The organism is Polymorphobacter megasporae (assembly GCF_018982885.2).
Taxonomy (GTDB): domain Bacteria; phylum Pseudomonadota; class Alphaproteobacteria; order Sphingomonadales; family Sphingomonadaceae; genus Polymorphobacter_B; species Polymorphobacter_B megasporae.
Map to the genome: position 1 here is coordinate 2,872,575 of NZ_CP081848.1, position 24,848 is coordinate 2,897,422.

Annotated in this window: 22 protein-coding genes and 1 tRNA gene; 12 read left to right on the plus strand and 11 right to left on the minus strand. The window is 64.2% G+C overall.

Translation table 11 applies throughout. The annotated features are described in order from the left end of the window. Position 1 precedes the first annotated feature (1 nt). The 10 genes from KTC28_RS13445 to KTC28_RS13490 all read left to right on the plus strand — a co-directional run bounded on the left by KTC28_RS13445 (position 2) and on the right by KTC28_RS13490 (position 11,778). Positions 2-826 (plus strand): phosphatidate cytidylyltransferase, encoded by an 825-nt coding sequence (locus KTC28_RS13445; RefSeq protein ID WP_255602020.1) that lies wholly within the window; start codon positions 2-4, stop codon positions 824-826. Beyond that, positions 823-1,986: a 1-deoxy-D-xylulose-5-phosphate reductoisomerase gene (locus KTC28_RS13450; RefSeq protein WP_216707654.1), complete on the plus strand. Its 1,164-nt coding sequence runs from the start codon at positions 823-825 to the stop codon at positions 1,984-1,986. Before KTC28_RS13445 ends, KTC28_RS13450 begins: the two co-directional genes overlap by 4 nt. Further along, complete coding sequence (gene rseP, locus KTC28_RS13455; RefSeq protein WP_255602021.1) at positions 1,986-3,122, plus strand: RIP metalloprotease RseP; 1,137 nt, start codon at positions 1,986-1,988, stop codon at positions 3,120-3,122. Before KTC28_RS13450 ends, rseP begins: the two co-directional genes overlap by 1 nt. Before the next feature lie 99 nt (positions 3,123-3,221). Continuing rightward, a complete protein-coding gene (gene bamA / locus KTC28_RS13460) occupies positions 3,222-5,786 on the plus strand; it encodes an outer membrane protein assembly factor BamA (RefSeq protein ID WP_216707655.1) in 2,565 nt (854 codons plus the stop codon). Continuing rightward, positions 5,786-6,349, plus strand: a complete 564-nt coding sequence (locus KTC28_RS13465) for an OmpH/Skp family outer membrane protein (protein ID WP_216707656.1) — start codon at positions 5,786-5,788, stop codon at positions 6,347-6,349. Before bamA ends, KTC28_RS13465 begins: the two co-directional genes overlap by 1 nt. Positions 6,350-6,419: 70 nt before the next feature. Next, positions 6,420-6,839, plus strand: coding sequence for a 3-hydroxyacyl-ACP dehydratase FabZ (gene fabZ / locus KTC28_RS13470; protein WP_255602452.1), 420 nt, complete (start codon positions 6,420-6,422; stop codon positions 6,837-6,839). A 61-nt stretch (positions 6,840-6,900) separates the two neighbouring features. Next, positions 6,901-8,520 carry an MFS transporter gene (locus KTC28_RS13475; RefSeq protein ID WP_216707658.1) on the plus strand — a complete coding sequence of 540 codons (1,620 nt, stop codon included), beginning with the start codon at positions 6,901-6,903 and terminating at the stop codon, positions 8,518-8,520. 306 nt (positions 8,521-8,826) lie between these two features. Further along, on the plus strand, positions 8,827-11,229 hold the full coding sequence (lon, locus tag KTC28_RS13480; protein ID WP_216707659.1) for an endopeptidase La: 2,403 nt from the start codon (positions 8,827-8,829) through the stop codon (positions 11,227-11,229). A 136-nt stretch (positions 11,230-11,365) separates the two neighbouring features. Beyond that, positions 11,366-11,638, plus strand: coding sequence for an HU family DNA-binding protein (locus KTC28_RS13485; RefSeq protein WP_216707660.1), 273 nt, complete (start codon positions 11,366-11,368; stop codon positions 11,636-11,638). A gap of 65 nt (positions 11,639-11,703) precedes the next feature. Continuing rightward, positions 11,704-11,778: transfer RNA gene (locus KTC28_RS13490), tRNA-Val, on the plus strand. Positions 11,779-11,792: 14 nt separating this feature from the next. Here the strand turns inward: KTC28_RS13490 and KTC28_RS13495 are convergent. The 11 genes from KTC28_RS13495 to KTC28_RS13545 form a co-directional block, all read right to left on the minus strand. Then, on the minus strand, positions 11,793-12,458 hold the full coding sequence (locus KTC28_RS13495) for a DUF1345 domain-containing protein (protein WP_216707661.1): 666 nt from the start codon (positions 12,456-12,458) through the stop codon (positions 11,793-11,795). A gap of 26 nt (positions 12,459-12,484) precedes the next feature. Further along, positions 12,485-12,859, minus strand: a complete 375-nt coding sequence (locus KTC28_RS13500; RefSeq protein WP_216707662.1) for a hypothetical protein — start codon at positions 12,857-12,859, stop codon at positions 12,485-12,487. A 197-nt stretch (positions 12,860-13,056) separates the two neighbouring features. Then, positions 13,057-14,142 carry a dTDP-glucose 4,6-dehydratase gene (gene rfbB / locus KTC28_RS13505; protein WP_216707663.1) on the minus strand — a complete coding sequence of 362 codons (1,086 nt, stop codon included), beginning with the start codon at positions 14,140-14,142 and terminating at the stop codon, positions 13,057-13,059. After that, positions 14,139-15,002, minus strand: coding sequence for a dTDP-4-dehydrorhamnose reductase (gene rfbD / locus KTC28_RS13510; RefSeq protein WP_216707664.1), 864 nt, complete (start codon positions 15,000-15,002; stop codon positions 14,139-14,141). Before rfbD ends, rfbB begins: the two co-directional genes overlap by 4 nt. Next, a complete protein-coding gene (gene rfbC, locus KTC28_RS13515; RefSeq protein ID WP_216707665.1) occupies positions 14,999-15,544 on the minus strand; it encodes a dTDP-4-dehydrorhamnose 3,5-epimerase in 546 nt (181 codons plus the stop codon). Before rfbC ends, rfbD begins: the two co-directional genes overlap by 4 nt. Then, entirely contained in the window at positions 15,541-16,419 is an 879-nt protein-coding gene (gene rfbA, locus KTC28_RS13520; protein WP_255602022.1) for a glucose-1-phosphate thymidylyltransferase RfbA, read from the minus strand. The genes rfbC and rfbA overlap by 4 nt, the downstream gene beginning before the upstream one ends. 8 nt (positions 16,420-16,427) lie before the next feature. Further along, on the minus strand, positions 16,428-17,642 hold the full coding sequence (locus tag KTC28_RS13525; protein WP_255602024.1) for a Coenzyme F420 hydrogenase/dehydrogenase, beta subunit C-terminal domain: 1,215 nt from the start codon (positions 17,640-17,642) through the stop codon (positions 16,428-16,430). After that, positions 17,639-18,934, minus strand: coding sequence for a lipopolysaccharide biosynthesis protein (locus KTC28_RS13530; RefSeq protein ID WP_216707666.1), 1,296 nt, complete (start codon positions 18,932-18,934; stop codon positions 17,639-17,641). Before KTC28_RS13530 ends, KTC28_RS13525 begins: the two co-directional genes overlap by 4 nt. A gap of 76 nt (positions 18,935-19,010) precedes the next feature. Beyond that, positions 19,011-19,943 (minus strand): hypothetical protein, encoded by a 933-nt coding sequence (locus KTC28_RS13535; protein ID WP_216707667.1) that lies wholly within the window; start codon positions 19,941-19,943, stop codon positions 19,011-19,013. 8 nt (positions 19,944-19,951) lie between these two features. After that, positions 19,952-20,995, minus strand: coding sequence for a glycosyltransferase family 2 protein (locus KTC28_RS13540; protein ID WP_216707668.1), 1,044 nt, complete (start codon positions 20,993-20,995; stop codon positions 19,952-19,954). 161 nt (positions 20,996-21,156) lie between these two features. Then, positions 21,157-22,524, minus strand: coding sequence for an ATP-binding protein (locus KTC28_RS13545; RefSeq protein WP_216707669.1), 1,368 nt, complete (start codon positions 22,522-22,524; stop codon positions 21,157-21,159). Between the two features lie 217 nt (positions 22,525-22,741). On the opposite strand from KTC28_RS13545, the gene KTC28_RS13550 reads away from it, so the two are divergent. Beyond that, on the plus strand, positions 22,742-24,016 hold the full coding sequence (locus tag KTC28_RS13550; protein WP_216707670.1) for an outer membrane beta-barrel protein: 1,275 nt from the start codon (positions 22,742-22,744) through the stop codon (positions 24,014-24,016). A gap of 16 nt (positions 24,017-24,032) precedes the next feature. Further along, positions 24,033-24,833: a polysaccharide biosynthesis/export family protein gene (locus KTC28_RS13555; protein WP_216707671.1), complete on the plus strand. Its 801-nt coding sequence runs from the start codon at positions 24,033-24,035 to the stop codon at positions 24,831-24,833. The last annotated feature ends 15 nt before the right edge of the window (positions 24,834-24,848 follow it).

Consider the following 24,848-nt stretch of genomic DNA (forward strand, 5'->3'; position numbering starts at 1 on the left):
CGTGACCGCCAGCGGTGGGCTGATAACCCGTATCGTCGTCGGTGCCGCGCTGATCGTCGTTGCCTGCGCCGCAGTCTGGTACGGCGGGCTCGCCTTCACTGCGCTGGTTACAATCGCGGTTCTTCTGATGAGCGCGGAATGGTGTGTCATGCACGGCATCGGCCGGGGGTTTCGCCTCGCAAGCCTCATCGTGCTCGCGTTCACCGGCGGTGTCGCCGCGCGTCAATCGTCGGTCGATGCGATCATCGTTCTCGCGGCATCCGCCGGGCTGCTCGGCCTCTTCATGCGCAGCTTCGACCGCCAGCGTGCCTTCTGGCTTGCCGCAGGATTGCTCTATTGCGGCCTGCCGATGATCGCGCTGATCTGGCTACGCGGCCTGCCCAACACCGGGATTGCCTTGACGATTGCGGTCCTCGCCGTTGTCTGGGCGACCGATATCGGGGCGTATTTCACCGGCCGCGCGATCGGCGGGAGCAAGCTCGCGCCGGCGATCAGCCCGAACAAGACGTGGGCAGGCGCGATCGGGGGCGTCGTCGCGGCGATTATTACCGGCGCGATCCTGACCTCGCTGGCGATTGGTCCTACCGTGGACGGCGACGTCAGTCACATCCAGACGATCGTCATCTTCAGCATCATCGCGGCGTTTCTCGCTGTGGCGGCGATCGTGGGCGATTTGTTCGAGAGCTGGCTCAAGCGCCGCGCCGGGGTCAAGGATTCCGGAAATTTGCTGCCGGGGCATGGCGGCGTGATGGACCGGATCGACGGCCTTGTGCCGGTCGCGGTCTTCGCTGCGGCAATCGTCGCGATCAGCGGGATTACACCATGAGCCCGCGCGGAATTACCGTTCTCGGCGCGACCGGGTCGGTCGGGGCGTCGACGCTCGACCTGATCAAGCGCGCGCCCGCTCATTGGAAGGTCGAAGCGCTTACGGCCCACCGCGATGTCGCCGGGTTGGCAAGTGCGGCGCGTGCCGTCGGCGCAGCATTGGCAGTCGTCGCCGACGAGACCTGCTACGCCGCGCTTAAGGTCGCGCTCGCCGGGAGCGGCATTGAGGTCGCGGCAGGTGCAAGCGCGCTCTGCGATGCCGCACGGCGACCTGCCGAGGTCGTCCTCTCGGCGATCGTCGGCGCGGCGGGCTTGCCGCCGACGCTCGCAGCGGTCGAGCGGGGCGCGACGCTCGCCATAGCCAACAAGGAAACCTTGGTCTGCGCGGGCGATCTCGTGCGCGCGGCAGCGAAAGCATCGGGGTCGGTCCTGCTGCCGGTCGATTCCGAGCATAATGCGATTTTCCAAGTGTTCGACCACGCGCGGCCCGAGCGCGTCACGCGGGTCATCCTGACGGCATCGGGCGGTCCGTTCCGGACCGCCTCGATCGAGACGATGCGTGCGGCGACCCCGCAGCAGGCATGCAATCATCCGGTCTGGTCAATGGGCGCGAAGATCTCGGTCGATTCAGCGACGCTGATGAACAAGGGACTCGAGCTGATCGAGGCGCATCATCTGTTCCCGGTCACCGCCGACCAACTCGAGGTCATCGTCCACCCGCAGTCAGTCGTCCACAGCTTCGTCGAATACATCGACGGGTCGATGCTCGCGCAGCTCGGGTCCCCCGATATGCGGACCCCAATCGCCTACTGCCTCGCGTGGCCCGAGCGTATGGCGACGCCGAGCGCGCGGCTCGACCTCGCGGCCGTCGCGCGGCTCGAGTTCGAAGCGCCAGACTTCGAGCGCTTCCCTGCGCTCGGCCTCGCATGGGCGGCGCTTCGTATCGGCGGATCGGCGCCCGCGGTGCTCAACGCCGCAAATGAGGTTGCCGTCGCGGGCTTCCTCGCCGGTCAGATCGGCTTTCTTGATATCGCCGCAATCGTCGCGGATACCCTCGATTGCCTCGATGCCGCACCGATCGCGTCGCTCGACGAGGTCGTGGCGATCGATGCCCGCGCTCGCATCGAGGCGACGCGGCTCATGGCGGAGAGGATGCGCTGATGGAGACGATGCCGCAACCGAGCCTGATCCTCACGCTTGCAACCTTCGCCGTCGTCATCGGTGTCCTCGTCTTCATCCACGAGTTCGGCCACTACCTTGCAGGACGCATCTTCGGGGTAAAGGCCGACGCTTTTTCGATCGGGTTCGGGCGCGAGATCGTCGGCTGGACCGACCGCCGCGGGACACGCTGGAAGGTTGGACTGCTGCCGCTCGGCGGGTATGTCAAATTCGCGGGGGACATGAACGCAGCGAGCGAAGCTGCTGATGTCACTGAAGCGACCCCAGCGGAACGCGCGGTGATGTTTCAATCGAAACCGTTGTGGCAGCGGGCGATCGTCATTCTCGCTGGACCGCTCACCAATTTTGCTTTCGCGATCGCTGTATTCGCGGCTTTCTTCGCGATCTACGGGCATGCCTTCACGCCCGCACGCGTGGCGAAAGTCGTCGCCGGGAGCCCTGCCGAGCGCGCCGGGTTCGTCGCAGGGGACCGTATCGTCACGCTCGACAACGCGCCGGTCGAGCGCTTCGAAGACGTCATTCGCGTCGTGACGATGAGCACCGGCGTTCCCATTGATGCCGAGGTCGATCGCGCCGGGAAGCGCCTCCACCTGACGGTGCGCCCTAAAATCATCGATGAAATCGACCGCTTCGGCAATCACTACCAGCAGGGCCAGCTCGGCGTCGGTAGCGGCGGGCGGATCGTGGTCAAGGTCGCACCGCCCGTCGCGCTCGGCTACGCTATCAAGGAAGTCTGGCTGCTTACCGGGACGATGGCCGATGGTATCGTCGATGTCGTCACTGGCCGTCGCGCCGTTACCGAACTTGGCGGGCCGATCAAGATCGCGCAGATTTCGGGCCAGCAGGCGGCGCTCGGGTTGCCCAACCTCGTGCAGTTCATGGCGCTAATCTCGATTAATCTCGGATTCATCAATCTCCTGCCAGTTCCGATGCTGGACGGGGGGCATCTGTTCCTCTACGCGGTCGAAGCCGTCCGTCGGCGACCCTTGGCACCGAAGGTTCAGGAATTTGCCTTCATGTCGGGGTTTGCCGCACTTTTGTCGCTGATGGTTTTCCTGACGTGGAACGATCTGGCTGCGGTCGGTGTCTGGCAGCACCTTTCGGGGCTGTTCGGGTGAAAGTGCGGTTCGCGGGGGCGAATTGCCGGTGGTCCATCAGGGCGACCGGAGCCACGGGGCTGTGTGAAGGGCGGGTTTCGCGTGAATGAAGAACGTTTGATGCTGCCGGCATCGCGTCGTACCGCGCCAAGCCGGGCCGCGCGCCTGACGCTTGCGTTGCTCGCCGGAACATCACTGAGCCATGCCGCAGTCGCGCAAGTTGCTCCGGCAATCGACGTCGCCGCGCCCGCTGACAGTTTTCCGACTCCTGTTCCGAACACGTCGGGCACGGTCCGCGCGATCATCGTCAAGGGGACCGAGCGTCTCGAGCCCGAGACGGTCCGGTCGTATATTAACCTCGACGTCGGGGACGCGTACGACCGCGATCGGCTCGACAAGGCGTTGAAGGAAATTTACGCGAGCGAGTTGTTCGCCGACGCGACGATTTTGGACGACAACGGCACGCTGACGATCACCGTCAAGGAGAACCCGGTGATCAACCGCGTGCTCATCGAGGGCGCGAAGCGGGTCAAGGAAGAGAAAGTCCGCGAGGAAGTTCGCCTTGCTCCGCGCCAGATCTTCACGCGCTCGAAGGCGCGCGCCGACGTCAGCCGCATCCTCGAAGTTTATCGTCGCGGCGGGCGCTTCGCTGCCGCAGTCGAACCTAAGATCGTCCAGCTCGACCAGAACCGCGTCGACGTCGTTTTCGAGATCAGTGAAGGATCGAAGTCGAAGGTCCGACAGATCAACATTCTCGGCAACACCAAGTTCAAGGACGGCGTGTTGCGCAACTCGATGGCGACGCGTCAGGCGCGCCCGTGGCGTATCTTTGCGTCGAACGACACGTACGACCCTGACCGCTTGGCCTACGACCAACAAAAGCTGCGTCAGTTCTACCTGACCCAGGGGTACGCCGACTTCCGCGTCGTTTCGGCGGTCGCTGAACTGACTCCGGATCGCAAGGACTTCATCGTCACCTACGTCGTCGATGAGGGCGAGCGCTACAAGTTCGGCGACCTGAAGATCGAGAGCGATATCCGCGACATCAAGGCGGAAACGTTCGAGAAATTGCTGACCGAGAAGAAGGGCGACTGGTACAACGCCCAGAAGATCGAGAACACGGTCGACACGCTGCAGGAAACTGCAGGGTTGCTCGGCTATGCATTCGCCGACATTCGGCCGCAGTTCAATCGCGACAAAGACAAGCGCGAGATGAACATCGTGTTTCAGATCGCGGAAGCACCGCGCGTCTACGTCGAGAAGATCAACATCAACGGCAACGTCCGCACCAAGGACGACGTCATTCGCCGCGAGTTCCGCTTGGCCGAAGGCGACGCGTTCAACACCTTTAAGGTCAAGCGCACCCGGGACCGACTCCAAGGTCTCGGCTTCTTCCAGGACAAGCTCGAGATCGAGCAGAAGCCCGGATCGACGCCCGACAAGGTCGTCCTCGAGGCGAACGTCCAGGAGAAGTCGACCGGCGAACTGCAGATCTCGGCGGGTTTCTCGAGCCTCGAGCGCTTCATCCTGTCGGGCTCAATCACCCAGCGCAACTTCCGCGGCAAGGCTCAGGAGCTTCGCCTTTCGGCAAATATCTCGAGCTACTCGAAGTCGATCGAGGCGGGCTTCACCGAGCCATATCTGTTCGGCCGCAACCTCGCACTCGGTTTCGACCTATTCCGTCGCGATTACAACGCGTTCAACACGCTTGCCGATAATTCGCGCAACACGACCTATTCGCAGACGACGACCGGCGGCCAGCTCCGCCTCGGCTTCGCGATCACGGAATTCTGGGCGGCGTCGCTGCGCTACGGCCTGACCTTCGACAAGGTCACGCTCGATCAGGCGACGTATTACACCAACGGCGTCTGCGACCCGCTGCTCGCTGGCCGCTACCTGTGCGATTCGCTCGGCAGCTACACGACGTCGTCGGTCGGCTACAGCCTGATCTACAATAGCGTGAACAATCCGGTGAAGCCGAGCCGCGGCCAGCGCTTTGTCTTCAGCCAGGACCTCGCGGGCGTCGGCTTCGGCGTCAATTACCTGCGGACCCGGCTCAATTACGACTGGTATCACCCGTTGTTCGGCGACAGCAGCGGCTTCGTCCTCAACATCGGCGGCGAGGGCGGCTACATCTTCGGCTACGGCGGGCAGGCTGTCCGGCTGACCGACCGCTTCTTCCTCGGTGAAGGCCAGTTGCGCGGGTTCGGTATCCGCGGTGTCGGTCCGCGCGTCGTTCGCAAGACCCTCAACGCCGATGGAAGTGTCTCGGCAGATACGACGACCTTCACCGACGACTCGATCGGTGGTGAGGCGTATTACCGCGGCCGCATCGAGATCCAGATCCCGCTAGGTGCTGCCGGTGCCGAACTCGGCCTGCGTCCGTCGATCTTTACCGACGTCGGCGCTGTCTTCAAGGTTGCCCAGCCGACGTTGATCTGTCAGCAGCCACCGGCAACGGCCAAGCAACTTCCGGCCAGCCTGAACTGCAGCGCTAATACCGGTGGGACCGGCTTCCAGGAGTTCTTCTACGGCAACTCCGCCAAACCTCGTCTGGCGGTCGGCGCGGGTGTCTCGTGGAACTCACCGTTCGGTCCGTTCCGCTTCGACCTCGCCAAGGCGTTGTTGAAACAAGAAGGCGATCAGCCCAAACTCTTCCAATTCAACGTAGGGACGCAATTCTAATGAAGATCATCTCGAAGACTGCAATTCTGCTCGCCGCGATGCTTGGTGGCACTGCGGCACTGGCGCAGGCACTCCCGCCCCCGGTCGTGATCATTGTCGACATGGATCAGGTCATCAACGGATCGGTTGCCGGCAAGCAGGCCGCTGCCGATCTCAAGACGCGTGCCGATGCCATCCAGGCGCGTCTCGCCTCGCTGCGGACCCAGTTCGGCACCGAGGGCGAAGCGCTGCAGAAGGCGCAGCCTGCGCAGACCGCTGCTCCCGCCGCGATCACCGCATGGCAGACCAAGGCGCGCGATCTGCAGTCGCGCCAGCAGGCGGCTGAGGCTGACCTCCAGAAGCGCGATCGCGACTTCCAGGCGTCGCGCCAGCTTGTGCTCAAGCAGATCAACGACGCCGCGCAGCCGGTCATCTCTACCGTGATGCGTGAGCGCAACGCGACGATCGTTCTCGCTGAAGGCGCGACGCTCCAGCATTCGGCGGCAATCGACGTCACCGCCGATGTCCTCGCGCGTCTCGACAAGGCGCTGCCGCGCGTGTCGACCGCTGCGGCCGCGAAGTAATATAGCGGTGTACGACGCCGGGCCGCCGACCGAGCTTCCGCCGCTGGAACCGGTCGGCGTCCAGGCGATAATGGGGCTGATCCCGCATCGCTTCCCGATGCTGCTCGTCGACCGAGTCGAGGACATCGTCCGCGACCGGTCGGCTCGCGGGATCAAAGCGGTGTCGATCAACGAGCCGTTTTTCGCTGGGCACTTTCCGGGACGTCCGATCATGCCCGGCGTTCTCATCGTCGAGGCGCTGGCGCAAACCGCCGGCGTCCTTGCCATCCTGTCGATGGACCTGCAGGGCAGCGGCAAGCTCGTCTATTTCATGGCGATCGAGGAAGCGAAGTTTCGCGCTCCCGTCGAACCCGGTTGCCTGCTTGATCTCAACGTCGAGTTCATCCAGCGCCGCGCGACGGTCTGCAAGTTCGCCGGTCGCGCAACCGTCAGCGGCAAGGTCGTCGCCGAAGCGCGATTTACCGCGATGATCGCCGATCCGCCTGCATAGGCCTGCGTTCCTTGCCGTTCCGGTCGCGCCTTCGTAAGACGGAGCGGGGAGACACTGAGCGATGGCGACGCAGCTTGCGACGGGAACGGGGGATGTCGCTCTTCATCCGCAACGCGACCGCCTGATCATCGTCGCGTCGTCGCTCGGCACGATCTTCGAATGGTATGATTTCTTCGTCTACGGGACACTGGCAGCGCTCCTCGGGCGTTTGTTCTTTCCGAGCGACAATCCGACCGCAGGGCTCTTGCTCAGCCTTGCAACCTTCGGTGCCGGCTTTGGCGTCCGGCCGATCGGCGCGTTAATTTTCGGGGTCCTCGGCGACCGTATCGGGCGCAAGCACACTTTCCTCGCCACGATCACGCTGATGGGTATCGCGACTGCGCTCGTCGGCTTTCTGCCGACCTTCACTGAAGTAGGCATCTGGGCGCCGGCGTTGCTCGTCGGACTTCGCCTTTTGCAGGGACTGGCACTCGGCGGGGAGTATGGTGGCGCGGCGATCTACGTCGCCGAGCACGCCCCGAAAGGCCGCCGTGGCTTCTTCACGAGCTTCATTCAGGCGTCGGTCGTCGGCGGGTTTCTCCTGTCGCTGATGGTCGTTCTCGGGACGACGGCGCTCGTCGGAAAGAATGCGTTCGCAGCGTGGGGCTGGCGCATTCCTTTCATTGTTTCGCTCCTGCTGCTCGCAATATCGCTCTATATCCGGCTCAAGTTGCGCGAGAGCCCGATTTTCATGGCAATGAAGGCTAAGGGCAAGACGAGCGCAAACCCTCTGCGTGAGACCTTCGGTACCCCAGGCAACGTCCGCTTGCTGTTCGTCGCGCTCTTCGGGATCGCCGCCGGGTTGACCGTAATTTGGTACACCGCGCAATTCTCGGTGCTGTATTTTCTCCAGCAGACTGCTCTCGTCGACGAGACCGACGCGAAGCTGTTGTGCGGTGCCACTGCGTTGCTTTCAGCGCCGTTCTTCGTACTTTCCGGACACCTGAGCGACCGCTGGGGGCGCCGGCCGATGATCATCGGCGGCTACGGCCTGACCCTGCTGTTGCTGTTTCCGCTATTCCATTTGCTTTCGAGCGCAGCGAACCCAACGCTGGCGAAGGCCTCGGCCGCCGCGCCGATCATCGTGACCGGGGTCCTTTGCCATTATGATCCTTTCGCTCACAAACAGGACACCGCGTGCGGCGAGGCGATGCAGTATTTCTCAGCGCGCGGGATCGGCTTTCACCGACACGAATCGGGAAGCCTGCCACTGCGCATTACGGTCGGGGGCACGATTGCGGTCGACCTCGACAGCGTCGGCGGGCAGTTCGACAAGGCAGCAGTCGAGGCAGCGCTCGCCAAAGCCGGTTACCCGACCAAGGACAACCCGGGGCCGCGTAACAACCTGCTCATCGTCGCCACCGGGCTGGCGCTCGGGATCCTGTCGGCGATGACCTATGGTCCCGTCGCGGCGGTACTCGTGGAGCTGTTTCCGGCGCGCATCCGCTACACCTCGATGTCGATCCCGTATCATATCGGAACGGGCTACTTCGGCGGCTTCCTGCCGCTGATCTCGCAGTTCATCATCGCCCGAACCGGCGACCCATTCGGTGGCCTGTGGTATACGTTCGCGGTAGTTGCAGTGGCCTTCGTCGTGACGTTATTCGCGCTGCCGGAAACCAAGGATCGCGATATCTGCTAACTGCAAAACGCCGGTCATGATCTGCGGCCACTGGCGAAATGCCATTTTTGCATTACGTGAACGACGTCTTTTTTCGTCAACTCGGCCACACTGTCGCCGAAATCGACGTGCCGATTGTCGCGGTAACCGTCATCTTCGCTTCCGGTATCGTTCGGTCATGTTAGGCTGATATTCCGGGCGCCGTAATACAACATTAGGCGAGTGAGGCGGGTGGATTGATGCGGGGGCAGGGCGCTCCCATATCCGCGTGGAGCGGTCGGGATTACGATCGTAACGTCCGCCACCGGGCGGTGTGGAGTTGAACGAATGCAGACCCTTCCCGTCCTTCCGTTACGCGACATTGTCGTGTTCCCGCAAATGATCGTCCCGCTTTTCGTCGGCCGAGATAAGTCGGTGAAGGCGCTCGAAGCCGTGATGAACGGTGGCGACAAGCAGATTTTCCTGCTCTCGCAGAAGAACCCCGGCGACGAGGATCCTGGCGAGGGTGACCTCTACGACGTCGGTACGCTGGCGACCGTCCTTCAGCTGCTGAAGTTGCCCGATGGCACTGTTAAGGTCCTTGTCGAGGGCCAGTCTCGCGCCAAACTAGGCAAGCTCGACACGTCGGGTGAGTATCTCGTCGGTCGCGCCGATGAAGTCGAGGAGACGATAGGTGACCCGACGCTCGTCGAGGGACTTGTCCGCTCGGCGATCAAGCAGTTCGAAGCCTATGTGAAGCTCAACAAAAAGACCGCGCCCGAAATCGCGGTGCAGGTCGGCCAGATGGACGAGGCGGGACGCTTCGCCGATACGATCGCCGCCAACCTGACGCTCAAGATCGCCGACAAGCAGGCGCTGCTCAGCCAGTTCGAAGTCGTCAAGCGCCTCGAGGCCGTATTCGGCTTCATGGAGGGCGAGATGGGCGTCCTCCAGGTCGAGAAAAAGATCCGTTCGCGCGTCAAGCGCCAGATGGAGAAGACGCAGCGCGAATATTATCTCAACGAGCAGATGAAGGCGATCCAGCGCGAACTCGGCGAGGGCGACGAGCCCAAGGACGAGACCGCCGAGATCGAGGAGAAGATCGCGCGGACCAAGCTCAGCAAGGAGGCGCGCGAGAAGGTCATCGGCGAGCTCAAGAAGCTCAAGGCGATGTCGCCGATGTCGGCGGAAGCGACCGTCGTGCGCAACTATCTCGATACCGTGCTCAGCTTGCCGTGGGGCAAGAAGACCAAGGTCAAGCGCGACATCGTCGCCGCGCAGGCGGTGCTCGACGGCGACCATTATGGCCTCGAAAAGGTCAAGGACCGGATCATCGAGTATCTCGCGGTCCAGGCGCGGACGAGCAAGCTGAAGGGGCCAATTCTGTGCCTCGTCGGCCCTCCGGGCGTCGGCAAAACCTCGCTCGGACGCTCGATTGCCAAGGCGACCGGTCGTGAATTCATCCGCCAATCGCTCGGCGGGATGCGCGACGAAGCCGAAATACGCGGCCACCGCCGGACGTACATCGGATCGATGCCCGGCAAGGTGATCCAGAACCTCAAGAAGGCTGGCGCATCGAACCCGCTGTTCCTGCTCGATGAAATCGACAAGCTCGGCCAGGATTTCCGTGGCGATCCGTCGTCGGCACTGCTTGAGGTGCTCGACCCTGAGCAGAACAAGGCTTTCAACGACCATTATCTCGAGGTTGACTACGACCTGTCCGACGTGATGTTCGTGACGACGGCGAACTCGCTCAATATGCCGCAGCCGCTGCTCGACCGGATGGAGATCATTCAGCTCGCGGGTTACACCGAGGACGAAAAGGTCGAGATCGCCAAGCGTCACCTTCTGTTGAAGCAGTACGACAACCACGGTCTCAAGAAGACTGAGTTTGCCGTGACCGATGGGGCGTTGCGCGACCTGATTCGGTACCACACCCGCGAGGCTGGGGTGCGGACACTCGAGCGCGAGCTGGCGAAGCTGGCGCGCAAGTCGTTGCGGCGTATCCTCGAGGGCAAGGCGACGTCGGTGACTGTCGACTCGGACAACCTCCACGAGTTTGCCGGGGTCCGGAAGTACAAGTTCGGCGTCGGTGAGATCGAGGACCAGATCGGCGCGGTCACCGGGCTTGCCTGGACCGAAGTCGGTGGTGAATTGCTGACGATCGAGGCGGTCACTTCGCCCGGCAAGGGGACGATCAAGACGACCGGCAAGCTCGGCGACGTCATGACCGAATCGATTTCGGCAGCATTGTCGTTCGTCAAGGCGCGGTCGGTCACCTACGGAATCAAGCCGAGCCTGTTCGAGAAGAAGGAGATCCACATCCACGTTCCCGAAGGCGCGACTCCGAAGGACGGGCCAAGCGCGGGCGTGGCGATGGTCACCGCGATCGTCTCGACGCTGACGGGTATCCCGATTCGCAAGGACATCGCCATGACCGGCGAAGTCACGTTGCGCGGGCGGGTGCTGCCGATCGGCGGGCTCAAGGAGAAGCTGCTCGCGGCTTTACGTGGCGGGATCACCACGGTCCTGATTCCGGCGGAGAACGAGAAGGATCTCGCTGAGATCCCGAAGAACGTCACCGAGGGACTACGCATTATCCCGGTGGCGCACGCCGATCAGGTGCTCGAACACGCGCTGGTTTCGCCGCTGGTGCCGATCATCTGGAATGAGGCCGACGATCTCGCCGCGCGCCCCGATCCGGCCGCCGTTGCGGCCTCGATCGGTGACGGTGTCGCCATTCGTCACTAACTGCGGGCAACCACCTATTCGAAAGAGAAACCGCGCATTCGGCGCGGTTTCTTTTTGACTAGAGGACAGGGCTAGGGCGTAAGATCGACTGGGGGTCGGCAGGGGGGCACGATGTCCGCCGGAGACTGCAACCACCATGAACAAGTATGACCTTGTTACCTTCGTTGCTGAATCCACGGGGCTTGGACGGGTCGATTCGGGACGGGCCCTCGACGCTGCCCTCGAAGCGATCCAGGTCGCGCTGAGAGCGGGCGACGACGTCCGGCTGGTCGGCTTCGGGACGTTTCACGTCACCCACCGCAAGGCATTATCAGGCCGCAATCCGCGTACCGGGGATCCGATGTTACTCGGCGCGAGCAATCAGCCGAAGTTTACTCCCGGCAAACTGCTCAAGGCAGCGGTCAACTGACGTCGGCGAGCACTGCCGGCTTTACACCGGGCCGTCAGCCTCTTAGACGCGGTGCTCCCCGGCATGGGCGCGTAGCTCAGCGGTAGAGCACACCCTTCACACGGGTGGGGTCACAGGTTCAAACCCTGTCGCGCCCACCATGCCCCGGACCTCACTACTTTTGCAGCATGTTGCCGATCAGGCTGACGCTGAGCGCGACGACGATGATGTTGAACAGGAACGCAGCGAGCGCATGGCCGAGCGCGAGCCGCCGCATCGACTGCGAGGTGATCTGCACGTCGGACACTTGGAAGGTCATCCCGAGGACGAACGAGAAGTAGGCGAAGTCGCTGTAGTTCGGCATCGCGTCGCCGGGAAATTCGAGACCACCGCTATCCTGCTTTTCGCCGTCACCGCGGCCTGGCTCATCGTCGATATCGCCCGGGGCATAAAAGCCATGGGCATAATGCAGCGCAAACAGGAGGTTGCTGAAAAGCCAAACGATCAGGAGCGTGCCGCCAGCGACGCCGAGTGCGCTGCCGTGGCCGCCGCTGACACCGACGAGTTCGACCGTCACTGCGACCAGCACGACCGCGACGATGAGCAAGGCGATCGCCAGCAGGATATGGCTGTCGGGATCATTCTCCTTGGCGCGCGCGCGCATCGTGTCGGTCTTGCTGCCCCACATCATCCGCAGCGTCAGGATGATCCAGAGCAGGGCACCGGCGTCGAAGCCGATCAGGACGCTGCGTGCAGGACCGACGACCGGGCCGGTCGCGAGGGCGACGACGATCATCGCCACGACGAACAGCCAGAAGTTGAAGTAACGGATGCGACTCATCGCCGTGCTCCTGCAAGAACCAGATATTACGCCTGTGCGAAGGCGGTGACGATGATGCCAAGGTTGACCGTTACGCTGATAACGCTGCCATCGCCGAACGCCAAGCCGGTGATAAGGCGCAGTGCGCGAGCGCTGGCATATCGAACGGTTGGGATTATTATAGTGAGGCGCATCTCGCGCGCGTCGAGCCGGATAATCCGCCGACGGGAACTGGGGAGACTGATATGACCTTCAAAACATTGGTGATCGCGGCAGCGATGCTTGGCACGCCTGCGCTCGTCTCGGCGCAGACGGCCAGCCAGTCGACGACAACGACGACCTCCGAACATACCAGCGAAACCAAGCCGGTGGTTGTCGTCCACCACCACGCTCGGCACCGTGCCCATCACCGGGTCGCGCACAAAACGGCTGTTACGAAGACCACCGATGCCGCCGGCAATACATCGACGACGACCACAGACACAGCGTCGACCCCTAAATAAGATGGGGACCACCGCTTGCCGGGCGGCGTGCGGTGGTCTTTTCGCCGCGCGCACAAGCACCCGCACAAGCCCGAACGCAGCACGAACGCTGACCTCGGGCTGACGCGCTTCGCGCTCTACCGCGCGCTATAGTTGGTTGCGACCCAGTCGCGGTAGCTGCCGTCGATCACGCTCCGCCACCAGGCTTCGTTCGCCAGATACCAGTCGAGCGTCGCCGCGAACCCCTGCGCGAAGCTGCGCTGCGGGGCATAGCCCAGCTCATCGCTGATCTTGCGCGCGTCAATTGCGTAGCGGCGATCGTGGCCGGGGCGATCGGCGACGGTGGTCTTGAGGCTTGCGCTCGGCGCGCCCTTAGCCGCGGCGGCGTCGGGGAAGCGCGCGGCGAGCCACGGGTCGGCGGCGAAGGCGGCGTCGACCGCGGCGCAAAGCGTGTCGATCACGGTGAGGTTGGCGAGTTCGGCGCCGCCGCCCACGTTATACGTCTCGCCGACCCGGCCCTTCGCGATGACGAGGTCGATGCCGAGGCAGTGATCCTCGACGTGGAGCCAGTCGCGGATCTGCTGGCCGTCGCCATAGATCGGCAAGGCCCGGCCATGCAGCGCGTTGATCAGAAACAGCGGGATCAGCTTCTCGGGAAATTGGTACGGACCATAATTGTTCGAGCAGTTCGACGTCGTCACCTGCAGGCCGTAGGTATGGTGATAGGCGCGAACGAGGTGGTCCGACGCTGCCTTCGTCGCCGAATATGGCGAGTTGGGCGCGTACGGCGTCGATTCGCTGAACGCCGGATCGTTCGCCGCCAACGTGCCATAGACTTCGTCGGTCGAGACGTGGTGAAAGCGATGTGGCGTGCCGCTGCCCTTAAGCCAGACGGTCCGCGCCGCCTTCAACAAGCTATGGGTGCCGAGGATGTTGGTGTCGACGAATGCGTCGGGGCCGTGGATCGAGCGGTCGACGTGGCTTTCGGCGGCGAAGTGGACGAGCGTGTCGATGCCCCGGTCGCGCAGCAGCCCTTCGACCAGCGACTCGTCGTGGATATCGCCGTGGACGAAATCGACATCGACTCCGGCGAGGCTCGCGCGGTTGCCGGCATAGGTCAGCGCATCGAGGACGACGACGGTATCGCCGGGGTGACGGTCGCGCCAGTAATGGACGAAGTTCGCCCCGATGAAGCCGGCCCCGCCGGTGACAAGCAGCTTCATGTCGGGTCCTTCATCGCCGCTAGGCAGTCGCGCAGTTCGGCGCGCCAGTGCCGCCCCGGCCCCGTGATCGCCCATGTCGTCGTCTTGTCGAGCACCCCGAACGCCGGGCGGCGCGCGGGGGTCGGATAATCCTCGGTCCGGATCGGCAGCACCGCGACCGGCGTCGTCAGCAGCCCGATCGCCAACGCCTCATCGTGGATCGCGACCGCGAAGTCGTACCAAGATGCGACGCCCGCGTCGGTCGCGTGGAAAGTGCCGGTGTGACCGCCGGCGATCAGCGTCCACAGTGTCCGCGCGAGCGTCGGGACGTGTGTCGGCGTCCCGATCTGATCGGCGACCACGCGGATTTCGGGGCGGTCGCGCATCAGGCGCAGCATCGTCGCGACGAAGTTGTTGCCGACCGCAGCATAGACCCAAGCCGTCCGCACGATCAGCGGGTTGGCATGGAACTCGGTTGCCGCGAGTTCGCCATCGAGCTTGGTCCGCCCGTAGGCGCCGAGTGGATTCGGCGCCGCGTCGGGCGGGTAGGGACGGTGCGCGGTACCGTCGAAGACGAAGTCGGTCGAGACATGCGCAAAGCCTGCCCCGGCGATCCGCGCGGCGGCGGCGAGCGTGCCGACCGCATTGACGTTGACCCGGCGCGCGGCGGCTTCGTCGGCCTCGGCCTTGTCGACGGCGGTGTAAGCGGCGGCGTTGATGATGACATCGGGGCGAGCCTCGGCGACGATGGCGCGAACCGCCTCGGCATCGGTGATGTCGAAGCCGGCTTCGGGCGGGGCGATGACGGTGACCCCGGCGGGCGCGGTCGCCTGGAGTGCGCGACCGAGCTGCCCGCCCGACCCGGCGATCAATGCTCTCATGCGAACACCTCGGCAGCGGCGAAGCTCGACGCAACGGCATCCTTCGCCGACAGCAACGGGGTTATCCCGTCGAGCCGCCAGTCGATCGCGAGATCGGGGTCGTCCCAGCGGATCGCGCGCTCGTCGGGCGGGGAGTAGAGCGTCGTGCACTTGTAGAGGAAGTCGGCGGTGTCGCTGAGGACGACGAAGCCGTGACCGAAGCCCGGCGGCACCCACAGCATTGCCTTATTCTCCGCCGATAGCTCATAGCCGACCCAGCGCCCAAAATCGGGGCTCGATCGGCGGAGGTCGACCGCGACGTCGAACACCCGCCCGATCGTCACGCGGACGAGTTTCCCCTGCGGATTGTCGAGCTGATAATGCAGGCCGCGCAACACGCCCTTGGCCGACCGGCTGTGGTTGTCCTGGACGAACTCGAGATCGAGACCGGCGTCGGCGAAAGTCTTCGCGTTCCAGCTTTCGAGGAAGAAGCCGCGGTCGTCGCCGAAGACGCGCGGCTCGATCAGCTTGACGCCGGGCAGGGGGGTGTCGACGACCTTCATGCCGCGGTCTTCAGCTGGTCGAGCAGATATTCGCCGTAGCCGCTCTTGCGCAGCGGCTCGGCAATCCGGGCGAGTTGCTCGGCGTCGATGAAGCCCTGCCGCCACGCGATTTCCTCGGGACAGCAGATCTTGAGCCCCTGGCGCTCCTCGACGATCCGGACATAGAGGCCGGCGTCGAGCAGCGAGCCGTGCGTGCCGGTGTCGAGCCACGCGAAGCCGCGCCCCATCAGTTCGACCGCGAGCTTGCCGTCGTCGAGATACGCCCGGTTCAGGTCGGTGATCTCGAGCTCACCGCGAGGGGACGGGCGGATGTCACGCGCTCGGGCGACCGCGGTGCCGTCGTAGAAATACAGCCCGGTCACCGCATAATTCGATTTCGGTGCGACCGGCTTCTCCTCGATCGTCGCCGCGCGACCCGCTTCGTCGAACGAGACGACGCCGTATGCCGCCGGGTCCTTGACGTAATAGCCGAACACCGTCGCACCGTCGGTCCGCGCGTCGGCGGCGTGGAGCAGTTCGGGCAGGCCGTGGCCGTAGAAGATGTTGTCGCCGAGGATTAACGTCGACGGCGCATCGCCGATGAAGTCCGCGCCGATGTGATACGCCTGTGCCAGTCCCTTCGGCTCAGGCTGGACCGCATAAGCGATCGTCATGCCCCAGTCGGAGCCGTCGCCGAGCAGGTGGCGGAAGGCGGCAGCGTCGCCGGGAGTGGTGATGATCAACACCTCGCGAATGCCCGCGAGCATCAGCACCGACAGCGGATAATAGATCATCGGCTTGTCGTAGACGGGCATGAGCTGCTTGCTGACCGGCTTGGTCAACGGATACAGCCGCGTCCCCGAACCGCCGGCCAGTATGATTCCACGTCGCGCCACGTCGTCTCCTATGTTCGCCGCAGGGCCAGCCGCCGAACGAGACCGGCGAAGGCGCGCGCATGCTGTACGACCGAAGCCTGCCGCGCCGCCGCGAGCAGCCGGACGCCGCGGTAACGGGGCACCGGACGGCCCGCAACCCTGACCGCCGCGAGGCGGGCGATCAGTTCGCGCTTCCGCCGCGCCTGCGACGGCTGCATCCGGACGATTTCGCCGGGATCGAGCGGCTCGGTGACGATCGCACCGGCATCGACGGCGGCGCGGACCAGTGCCTCGCCGAACGCGGTTCGCGTCATCACGAGACTACGCCCGGCCTGCTCGGCAAAGCTGGGATAGCCTTTTTCGTCGCCGTACCAAGCATCGGCGCAGGCGACGTCGGCCGCGCCGCCGACCGCGTCGGGGCAGATCTTGCAGCGGAACTGGACCTCCTTCGACAGGATCTTGCCCCAGCTGTCGTGATAGCTGATGCTCCGTGTCGTGCCGTCGCGCAGCGTCGCGGTGGCACTGCCGGGCCAGCCGTCGCCGCGGTAGCGGAAGGCGGTGACCTCGTTTTCGGGCGCGTCGATCGCTTTGAGGATGCGCCGTGCCCCGTCGCCACTCGGGACACCGGCACAGAAGAACGCGAGCATCAGTGGGACCTTGGCATCGACGCGCGGGTCGATCCGGGCGAGCGCGCGCAGGGCCGAAACGTCGCACGGCTTGCCGACGAAGGCGAAGCGCCCGGGTCCATTGAGCAGCGCCGAAATCCCTGCGAGCGGCGACGAGCTGGCGTAGCGCGATCCCGCTGCGGCGAAGACCTCGCTCGCGGTGCGACCGGTGACGGTGACGTTGGCGAGCGGCTGGTGCGCGTCCATCCCGGTCTCGACGACATAGTCGACCATGCCGGTCGCGAGGGCGTGGACGAGAAGCGCCGAGATGACACCGCCCGACGACGCCTGGTGGCGGAGCGCGGCGTCGGTCGCGTAGCCGGTGGCGGTCGTGAACCATGGTCCCCACAAGGCGTCGTAGTGCGGCGCGGCGGGGCGGTTATCGATGACGAGCGCGGGGCAAGCGGCGGCAATCGCGGCTTCGGCGGGGCCTGAAATGTCCGCGATTTGATGCGGGCGAGTGAAGCCCGGGGCGACGGTGGTGAGCTCAATCGCGCCGTCGGCGAGGCTCGCGCACAGGCCGCAGCCGGTGCACAACTGGCCGCGCGCAACGCGGTCGAGTGCGGGGGAGGGGATCACGCGGCGGGCTTGCGGAAAAGATTGATCCTGAGCACGAAATGGACGACCGCGATCGCGATCAGGTTGCGGCCGATGATCGCCGCGGCCGTCGCCGCCGCCGCGCCCGCCGCGCCGTACAGCGGGATCAGCCACAGCGCGAAGCCGACGCAGAGGACCACCGCGCTCCCGGCGTAGACGAGAACCCAACGCTGGTTGCCCGTCATCACGAGGATAACCCCGAGCGGCCCAGAGGCAAGGCGGACAAGCTGCCCGACACCGAGGATCTGCAATGCCAGCGCACCGCCGACGAAGCGCGGGCCGAAGATGCCGAGGAGGAACCCGGGGGCGGCGAAGATGACGATGAACAGCGGCGCGGCGAGGACGAGGACGAGGCCGACCATCCGCCGCGCGGTCCGCGCAATGCCATCGGTGTCGCCGATACGCGCGGCGGCGGCAATGCGCGGGCCGATGATCACCTCCATGGCGAGCTGGACGAGACCGGCCAGCATGACGAACTGCCATGCCGCGCGATACTGCCCGACGACCTCGACCGGCCAGTGCGCGCCGAGCGAGACCGTGGTGTACCATTCGGTGAAGAGCTGGCTGAGGTTCGATAGCAGGATCGGCAGGCCGGCGACGATCAGCGGCACGACTGCGAGCGGGACCGGCGCGGCCCAGCCGTGCGATATCCGGCGGAACGCGAGCCAGCCGATCGCCGATCCGGCGAGGACCCCGGTCAGGTAAAGTCCGGCGGGGAGCAATATGCTCTGGGCGACCCCGGCGGCGATGCCGACCGCGAGGCCGACCGCAGCGAGCGTCGTCCCGGCAGGCCCGTCGATGACTTGCGACAGCATCACGTTGCCCGACGCGCGCAATGCCGCCGACGCGATCCGCTGGAGGGTCAGCGGCACGACCGCCCAGATCATGATGCCGAGCATCGTCGCCATCTCGGGCTGGTGGAGGATGTGCGTCGCGAGCGGCTGGCGGAAGACGTACAGCGTCGCGGCGACCAATGGCCCGGCGATCGCTACCGCCGTTGCGACGGTTTTGACAACGCCGCGCGCGTCGCCTGTCTTATGCTCGGCGAGATCACCGGCAACCGACCGGACGACGATCGTGTCGAGCCCGGCGAGGACACAATATGACGTGATCGTCAGCGTCGTCAGCGCGATACCGAATTCGCCGCTTCCGGCGGGGCCGAAGTGGCGCGCGATCAGCCAGTTCAAGCCGAAGCTCGCGACCGCACCCCATAGTTTCAGGCCGAACGCGAGCACCGACTGGCCGCCAAGCCGATTGGCGGCAAAGTGGGGCATCAAGTGCCGGATGGGCCGGGCAAGGTCCAAAACGACACTCCGCGTTGGCGGGGTTTGTTGCCCCGCCATGGGCTGATTAAGACGCCGGCGCGGGTGCCGGGGCGGCGGGAACCGACCCGGTGCCGGTGACCGGGGCTGCTACGGCCTTGGGTGCCGGCGGCGGACCATAGCCGGCAGCGTACTTGATCTTCGGATCCGACGCCTTCTTGAAGGTCGCGAGGTTGTCGACCAGCGCCTTCTGGATATTCTCGCGCTGCAAGACCTGCTGCGCGAAGGTGATGGCGGGCTCGCCGGTGAACGGCTGGACCTTCACGTCGGTGACCTTGTTGACGTACATGATCGGTGCCGGTGCGCCCTGCGGCTGGTCGGCAAACATGAAGACTTCGTTAGGGTTGCGCGCGAGGATCTTGCCGATTTCGGCGACGAGCGCGGGGTTGACCTGGAGCGCATCGATCCCGGCGTTATTGCGGCGGAATTCGATCTTGTTCTTGGTCAGCACGTCGGCGACGTCGCTCATCGTCTTGGCGGGCTCGAGCCCGATCGACGCGATGTTGGCGGGACGCAGGAACTGGATCTGGTCGATCGTATATAGCTTGCGCTGACCGAACTGGTCAGGGTGCGCTTCGATATACTTCTCGGCGGCTTCGCGCGTCGGGACGGGTACCTTTTTTGCGATGTCGCTCTGCAGCGCCTGGACGAGCAAGCCGTCGTCGACGCGACGCTGCGCGAGAATGAAGTTCGGGTTCTTGTCGAGCTGGCGCTCGCGGGCGACGTCGGCGAGCATCTTGCGCTCGATGACGCGCGCGAGGACGACCTGCTCGACGGTCTTGCGGGGAACGTCGGCGGGCGGACGGGCGAGCGAGAGTTCCGAGTTCAGCTCGTGGATCGTGATGTCGTCACCATTGACCGTCGCGACGACCTGGCCCTTGGGCGTTTCGCCGCCCCGGTTACAGCCCGCAACGAGCGCAACGATCGCCAAACTTGCCGCAATCCGCGTTTTTCCGCTCATCGACATCCTCAACCCCTCGAAATGGTTTTCATTTGCAGCCCTAGCAGGGCGCGCAACAGGACCAATGCCTTTTTCGGCTGCAAGCGCAAGAGTCGCCGTGCGATCTGGCCAAGCGCGAGGAGCCAGTGGAGCGGGAGCAGCCACAATGCTCGCCGTCGGATAAAGCCGAGCCGCGACCTCAGCAGATAATAGTCCGATGCGTCGCTCCGCCGTCCCTTGACCGCGCTCGACCCGATCGATCCGCCCTCCTTATGGTAGACGACTGCGCCATGGGCGAAGGCGATCGCGAAGCGGCCGGCGTTGCGCGCCGCCCAGTCAATCTCCTCAAAGTAGAGGAAATAATCCTCGGTCATCGGCCCGACGGTTTCGAAAAAAGCGCGTGAAACCCCGAGCGACGCGCCGAGGACGAAATCGGTTTCGCGCGCGACCTTCGCCGGATCGAACGGCATCGACCCCGGCTGGCCCTCGCCGATGCCCCGCGATTGCCCGGTGAACAGGTTGAAGCGGCTGCCGTTGAGCGCCTGGACGACATCGGGGCGATGATAATAGCGGACGATCGTGCCGCACATGCCGATCTTGTGCGTTGCCTCCATCCGGGCGAGCAGCGCCATCGCCGCATCAGGCTCGACGACCGTATCGTTATTGAGCAGCCAGACGTGACGAATCGGGGAAGCGCGAAACAGGAACCGCAGTCCGACATTGTTGCCGCCGGCAAAGCCAAGATTGCCGCCCGCATCGATCAGCGTGATGGTTGAGGTGTCGGGGGTCGCCGTAGCTGCTGTCCCGGCGTCGAGGCGGCGCAAAACGATCGGCTTGGGCCATCCCGGTTGCGACATGTCGGCAAACACCGGGGACAGCGCCCTCGCGGGGGTCGCGCCTGCCGCCCACTCGGCGATGCGGTCGGACGACCCGTCGCTCGACGCATTGTCGACAACCACGATCCGCAGCGGGATCGTCGAACGGAGTAATGTTTCGAGGCACTCGATCGTATCAGACCAACGGTTCCAGTTGACCAGCACGACACCGAGCCGCGGGGAGGGGCCGTCGATCATGCCAAAACCCAGCGTCCGGCGCCCAACGCCAGCGGCAGACAATCCCCGACACTGATCACGCAGAATGGGCCAGCGTCGGTCATGTCATCCTATCGATGCGTCGCCGCAACGCTCTAGTCGGGGCTATGGTGCACTGCAATAGGGCGACGCCAGCCGATCTCTTAGACGTCGAGCCGCGCCAGCGACGCCGACATCAACAATAGCGAGGCAACCCCCGGAAAACGATAACGGAACCGCGTCTCGGGGCCGACGACCTCACTCTCGAGCAGTTCATGCGCAGTCGCAAGTTTGCGCAGTTCGCTTTCGATTGACGCCGGACTGGGGCCGCCCGGCATCTCGGCCGCGACATCCGCGGCGACGAACCAGCCGTCGGAATACGTTCCGGCTTCGGCCGCCGCGACGAGCAGCGGCCACTGCGCACGCGCCTCTTCGCGGGCGAGCAGCGATTGGATGCGGCGGGGAAGCGTCGCGTTCCATTCAGTCAGGACGCGCTCGACCGCGAGCTTGGCGTGCGCCGGATCGATCTGCGTGCGACGCTGGTCGAGCGCGGCTATCCCGGCGCGATGGCCGAGCAACCGGACGAGATACGGCGATCCGTTCGCCATCGTCGAAATCATCTGAACGGCGGCATCGGTGAAATAAAGCCCTGCCGCATCCTGCCCGAGGTGAAGGATCTCGGCGACCTCGCCGAGATTGAGCGGACGCATCGGCAGACCGATGATGTTACGGCGGATCGACGGCGCGAAGCCAATCAGCTCATCGAGGTTCGACGCGACCCCGGTCACGACGAGCTGCACCCGCGCTGCCCGATCCGAGAGGTTCTTGATCAGTTCGGCAACATCCCGGCGGAAGTGCGGATCGGCGATCCGGTCATACTCGTCGAGGATCAAAATGACCCGTGTACCGACGACATCGGAGAACAGGTCGCTGACTTCGCGCGGGCCGAACGGGCCCGCCGGCAGCAGGCTGTCGAAATTGAGCGCCTGCTCGACCTCGACCGTCGTCGGCAGAACGCTGCGATGGTAAAGCATCGGAATCTTCGCGGCGAACGCCCGAAAAATCTCGTCGAAACGCCCGTCGGTCCCGCAGCTGCCGTACAGGACGATATAGCGCGCCTCGCGTGCGGTGTCGGCAAAGACGTGCGCGAGGCTGGTCTTGCCGATCCCGCGCTCGCCGTACACGACAACATGAACGCGCTGCTGCTCAATCGCCGCGATCAGCTGGGTCAGCGCATCGTGCCGGCCTGAAAAGCGGTCGCGTGTGGTCACCGGCTGCGATGCGCCGAGCGTATCGCGCAGCGCGAGCCGCGCCCGGGCAAGCGTGGGCTCCTCGCCGACACCCTCGACGTCATCGGATGCCATGGCGGAGAACCGCGGAAGGTCTGACTCGCGGACCGGCGCCGCATCGTCGAGCCATAAAGCGTCGAGGAAGGCTGGACGCTGACGTGCTGCCGCGTCGGCAAAAGCAGCGGACGACAGTTCCGCTTCAGGCGCCGCGCCGCGCGTCCAGCGTTTAAAAAGAGTTGCCATGTCCGTCTTAACTCCCGCGCCGGTAGCCCGGATACCGTGCCGGGCCGCAGCGTGCCGTCTATGCCACCACTACTTTAACAACGTCCGGTAATTTCCCTTCCTTGCGCAAATTGTCCGGTGGAGTGCAAGCCCGGATGGTGATCGTGAGGCAGTTGCGGGTAGGGCGCGGCACTGCTACCGGAACGGCGGGTGGATGGACTGTCGCAGGAGTTTTAGCTTGAGATACAGCGTTGGGCTGCTCACCGCGGTTGGTGCCGTTCTTGTCGCGACGCCAGCGCTCGCGGATGCCTTGTCGGCTCCAGCTGGCCTGTCGGCGACGGCGACGGGCGAGGTGCTCTACGACAGCAATCAGCTGCGTAGTCTGAGCGCTACGAACTCGCACAGTGACGACATCCGCTATTCGCCCGCGGGTGTGCTGGACTATAATCACCGGCTAGGGCGTGGAACGATCGCGCTGACCGGTCTCGTCGGCCACGATTTCTTCCAATATAATCACTATCTCGATCGCAATCGATTTGGTGCCGGTGGTGTTTTGAACCAGAGCATCGGCTCGCGTTGCACCGCCGTCGTCAACGGCAACTATAGCAGCCGGCAGAACGGGATTTATTCGTCGAACAATCTCTCGACGATACCGCTCGACCCAACGTTGCCAGTGATCGTGGATGGCCCGCCCGACGACGTCGGCCGATTGATCGACAATCGCCAGATATTCGCGACCTACGGCGCGAATGCGAATTGCGGATCGCCGGGCGGACGGCTGTCGTTCGGCGGCGGTGTGGTCCGTTCGACGATCGATAACGGATCGCAGCTGCGCAGCTTCGCAAATAGCAATTCGATGGTCTACTCGCTGTATGCCGGCCTCGGCGTTTTTCGGCCTGGCCAGCTGCAGATCAACGGCAGCTATTCGACGATCGACTACCCCAACCGGTTGATCCCGCTCGGCTCGACCATCTCCCCGGTTGGTCTCAACACCGGGGTCAAGACATACCGTGCCGGGCTGACCTATTCCCGCCCGATCGGCGCGAAATTGAGCGGATCGATCGGCTTGTCTTACCTCACCGCGCGGCCCGAAGGCGGGCAGTCCCCGTATAGCGCGCCCGCTTACGACGTCAGTCTGAACTATCATCCCTCGCCGCGGCTGAGCTTCGCGGCGGTCGGATCGCGGAGCGTGCTGTCGAGTTCGTCGTCCGGCGCGCTGTTCCGGGTCGTCGATGCGTTCCAGCTGTCTGCTACCTACGACGTGAGCAACACAATTTCGACGCACGCTAATGTGGGGTTAACTGCCAACAACTATAAGCAGCCCTTCACGATACCGGGAGAAATAGCGCGAGTGAGCGACACGTCGAAGATTGTCGGGGTCGGTATGAATTACGCGCCGAGGCCGCTCTACGATATTGCCGTTCAGGTCAGCGAAATATTCCGCTCGTCCAATCCAAGACTGTATAACTACGACAGCACCCGGGTCAGTCTCACACTCTCGGTTCATGTCTAGTCTCAAGGAGCCGAACATGCGTCGCCTATTGCTCTTGTGCCTCGCTCTCATCGCTGCGTGGTTGACCGCGAGCGCGCCGGCATTGGCGAAGGATGCGCCGGTTGTGGCGAGGGATAACGGATACGTCCTCGGGCCAAACGACACGATCGCGGTCCAGGTCTATGGCCAGCCCGATGCCGGCGTGACCACACGGATCAAGGCCGACGGGACGATCGTCATGCCGTTGATCGGCACCGTCAAGGCAGAGGGCGCGACGCAGCTCCAGCTCGCCGACACGATCAAGGAAAAGCTCGTCAAGGGCGGCTATTTCAAGGACCCGTTCGTCAACGTCGAGGTCAGCGCCTATGTGTCGAAGACCGTGAACGTCGCGGGCAAGGTCGCGACCCCGGGCGTCTATCCGCTCGACAAGCAGTATACCGTGCTCGAGATGCTCCTCAAATCCGGCTGGCTGCGTGAGCAGGGCGCGTCGTACATCTATCTGCGCCGCGCCAACGACAGCAAGGAAATCCGGCTTGAGACCGAAGCGCTTGTGCGTGGCAGTCCCGACAAGAACCTGATTCTCGCGCCGGGCGACACGTTGTTCGTCCCCGACGCGGATACGTTTTTCGTCTACGGCCAGATTGCCCACCCGGGTTCTTTCGCGATCACGCCGAACATGACCCTTCGTGAGGCGCTGGCGATCGCCGGCGGCGTAACTTCATCAGGGTCGGAACGCAAAGTTGCATTGATCCGGGGTGGTGGTAAGGAAGTGAAGGCTGCGATCGACGAGCCCGTACGCAAGGGTGATGTTTATATCGTCAAGGAGCGGTTGTTTTAACATCGGTCGATTATC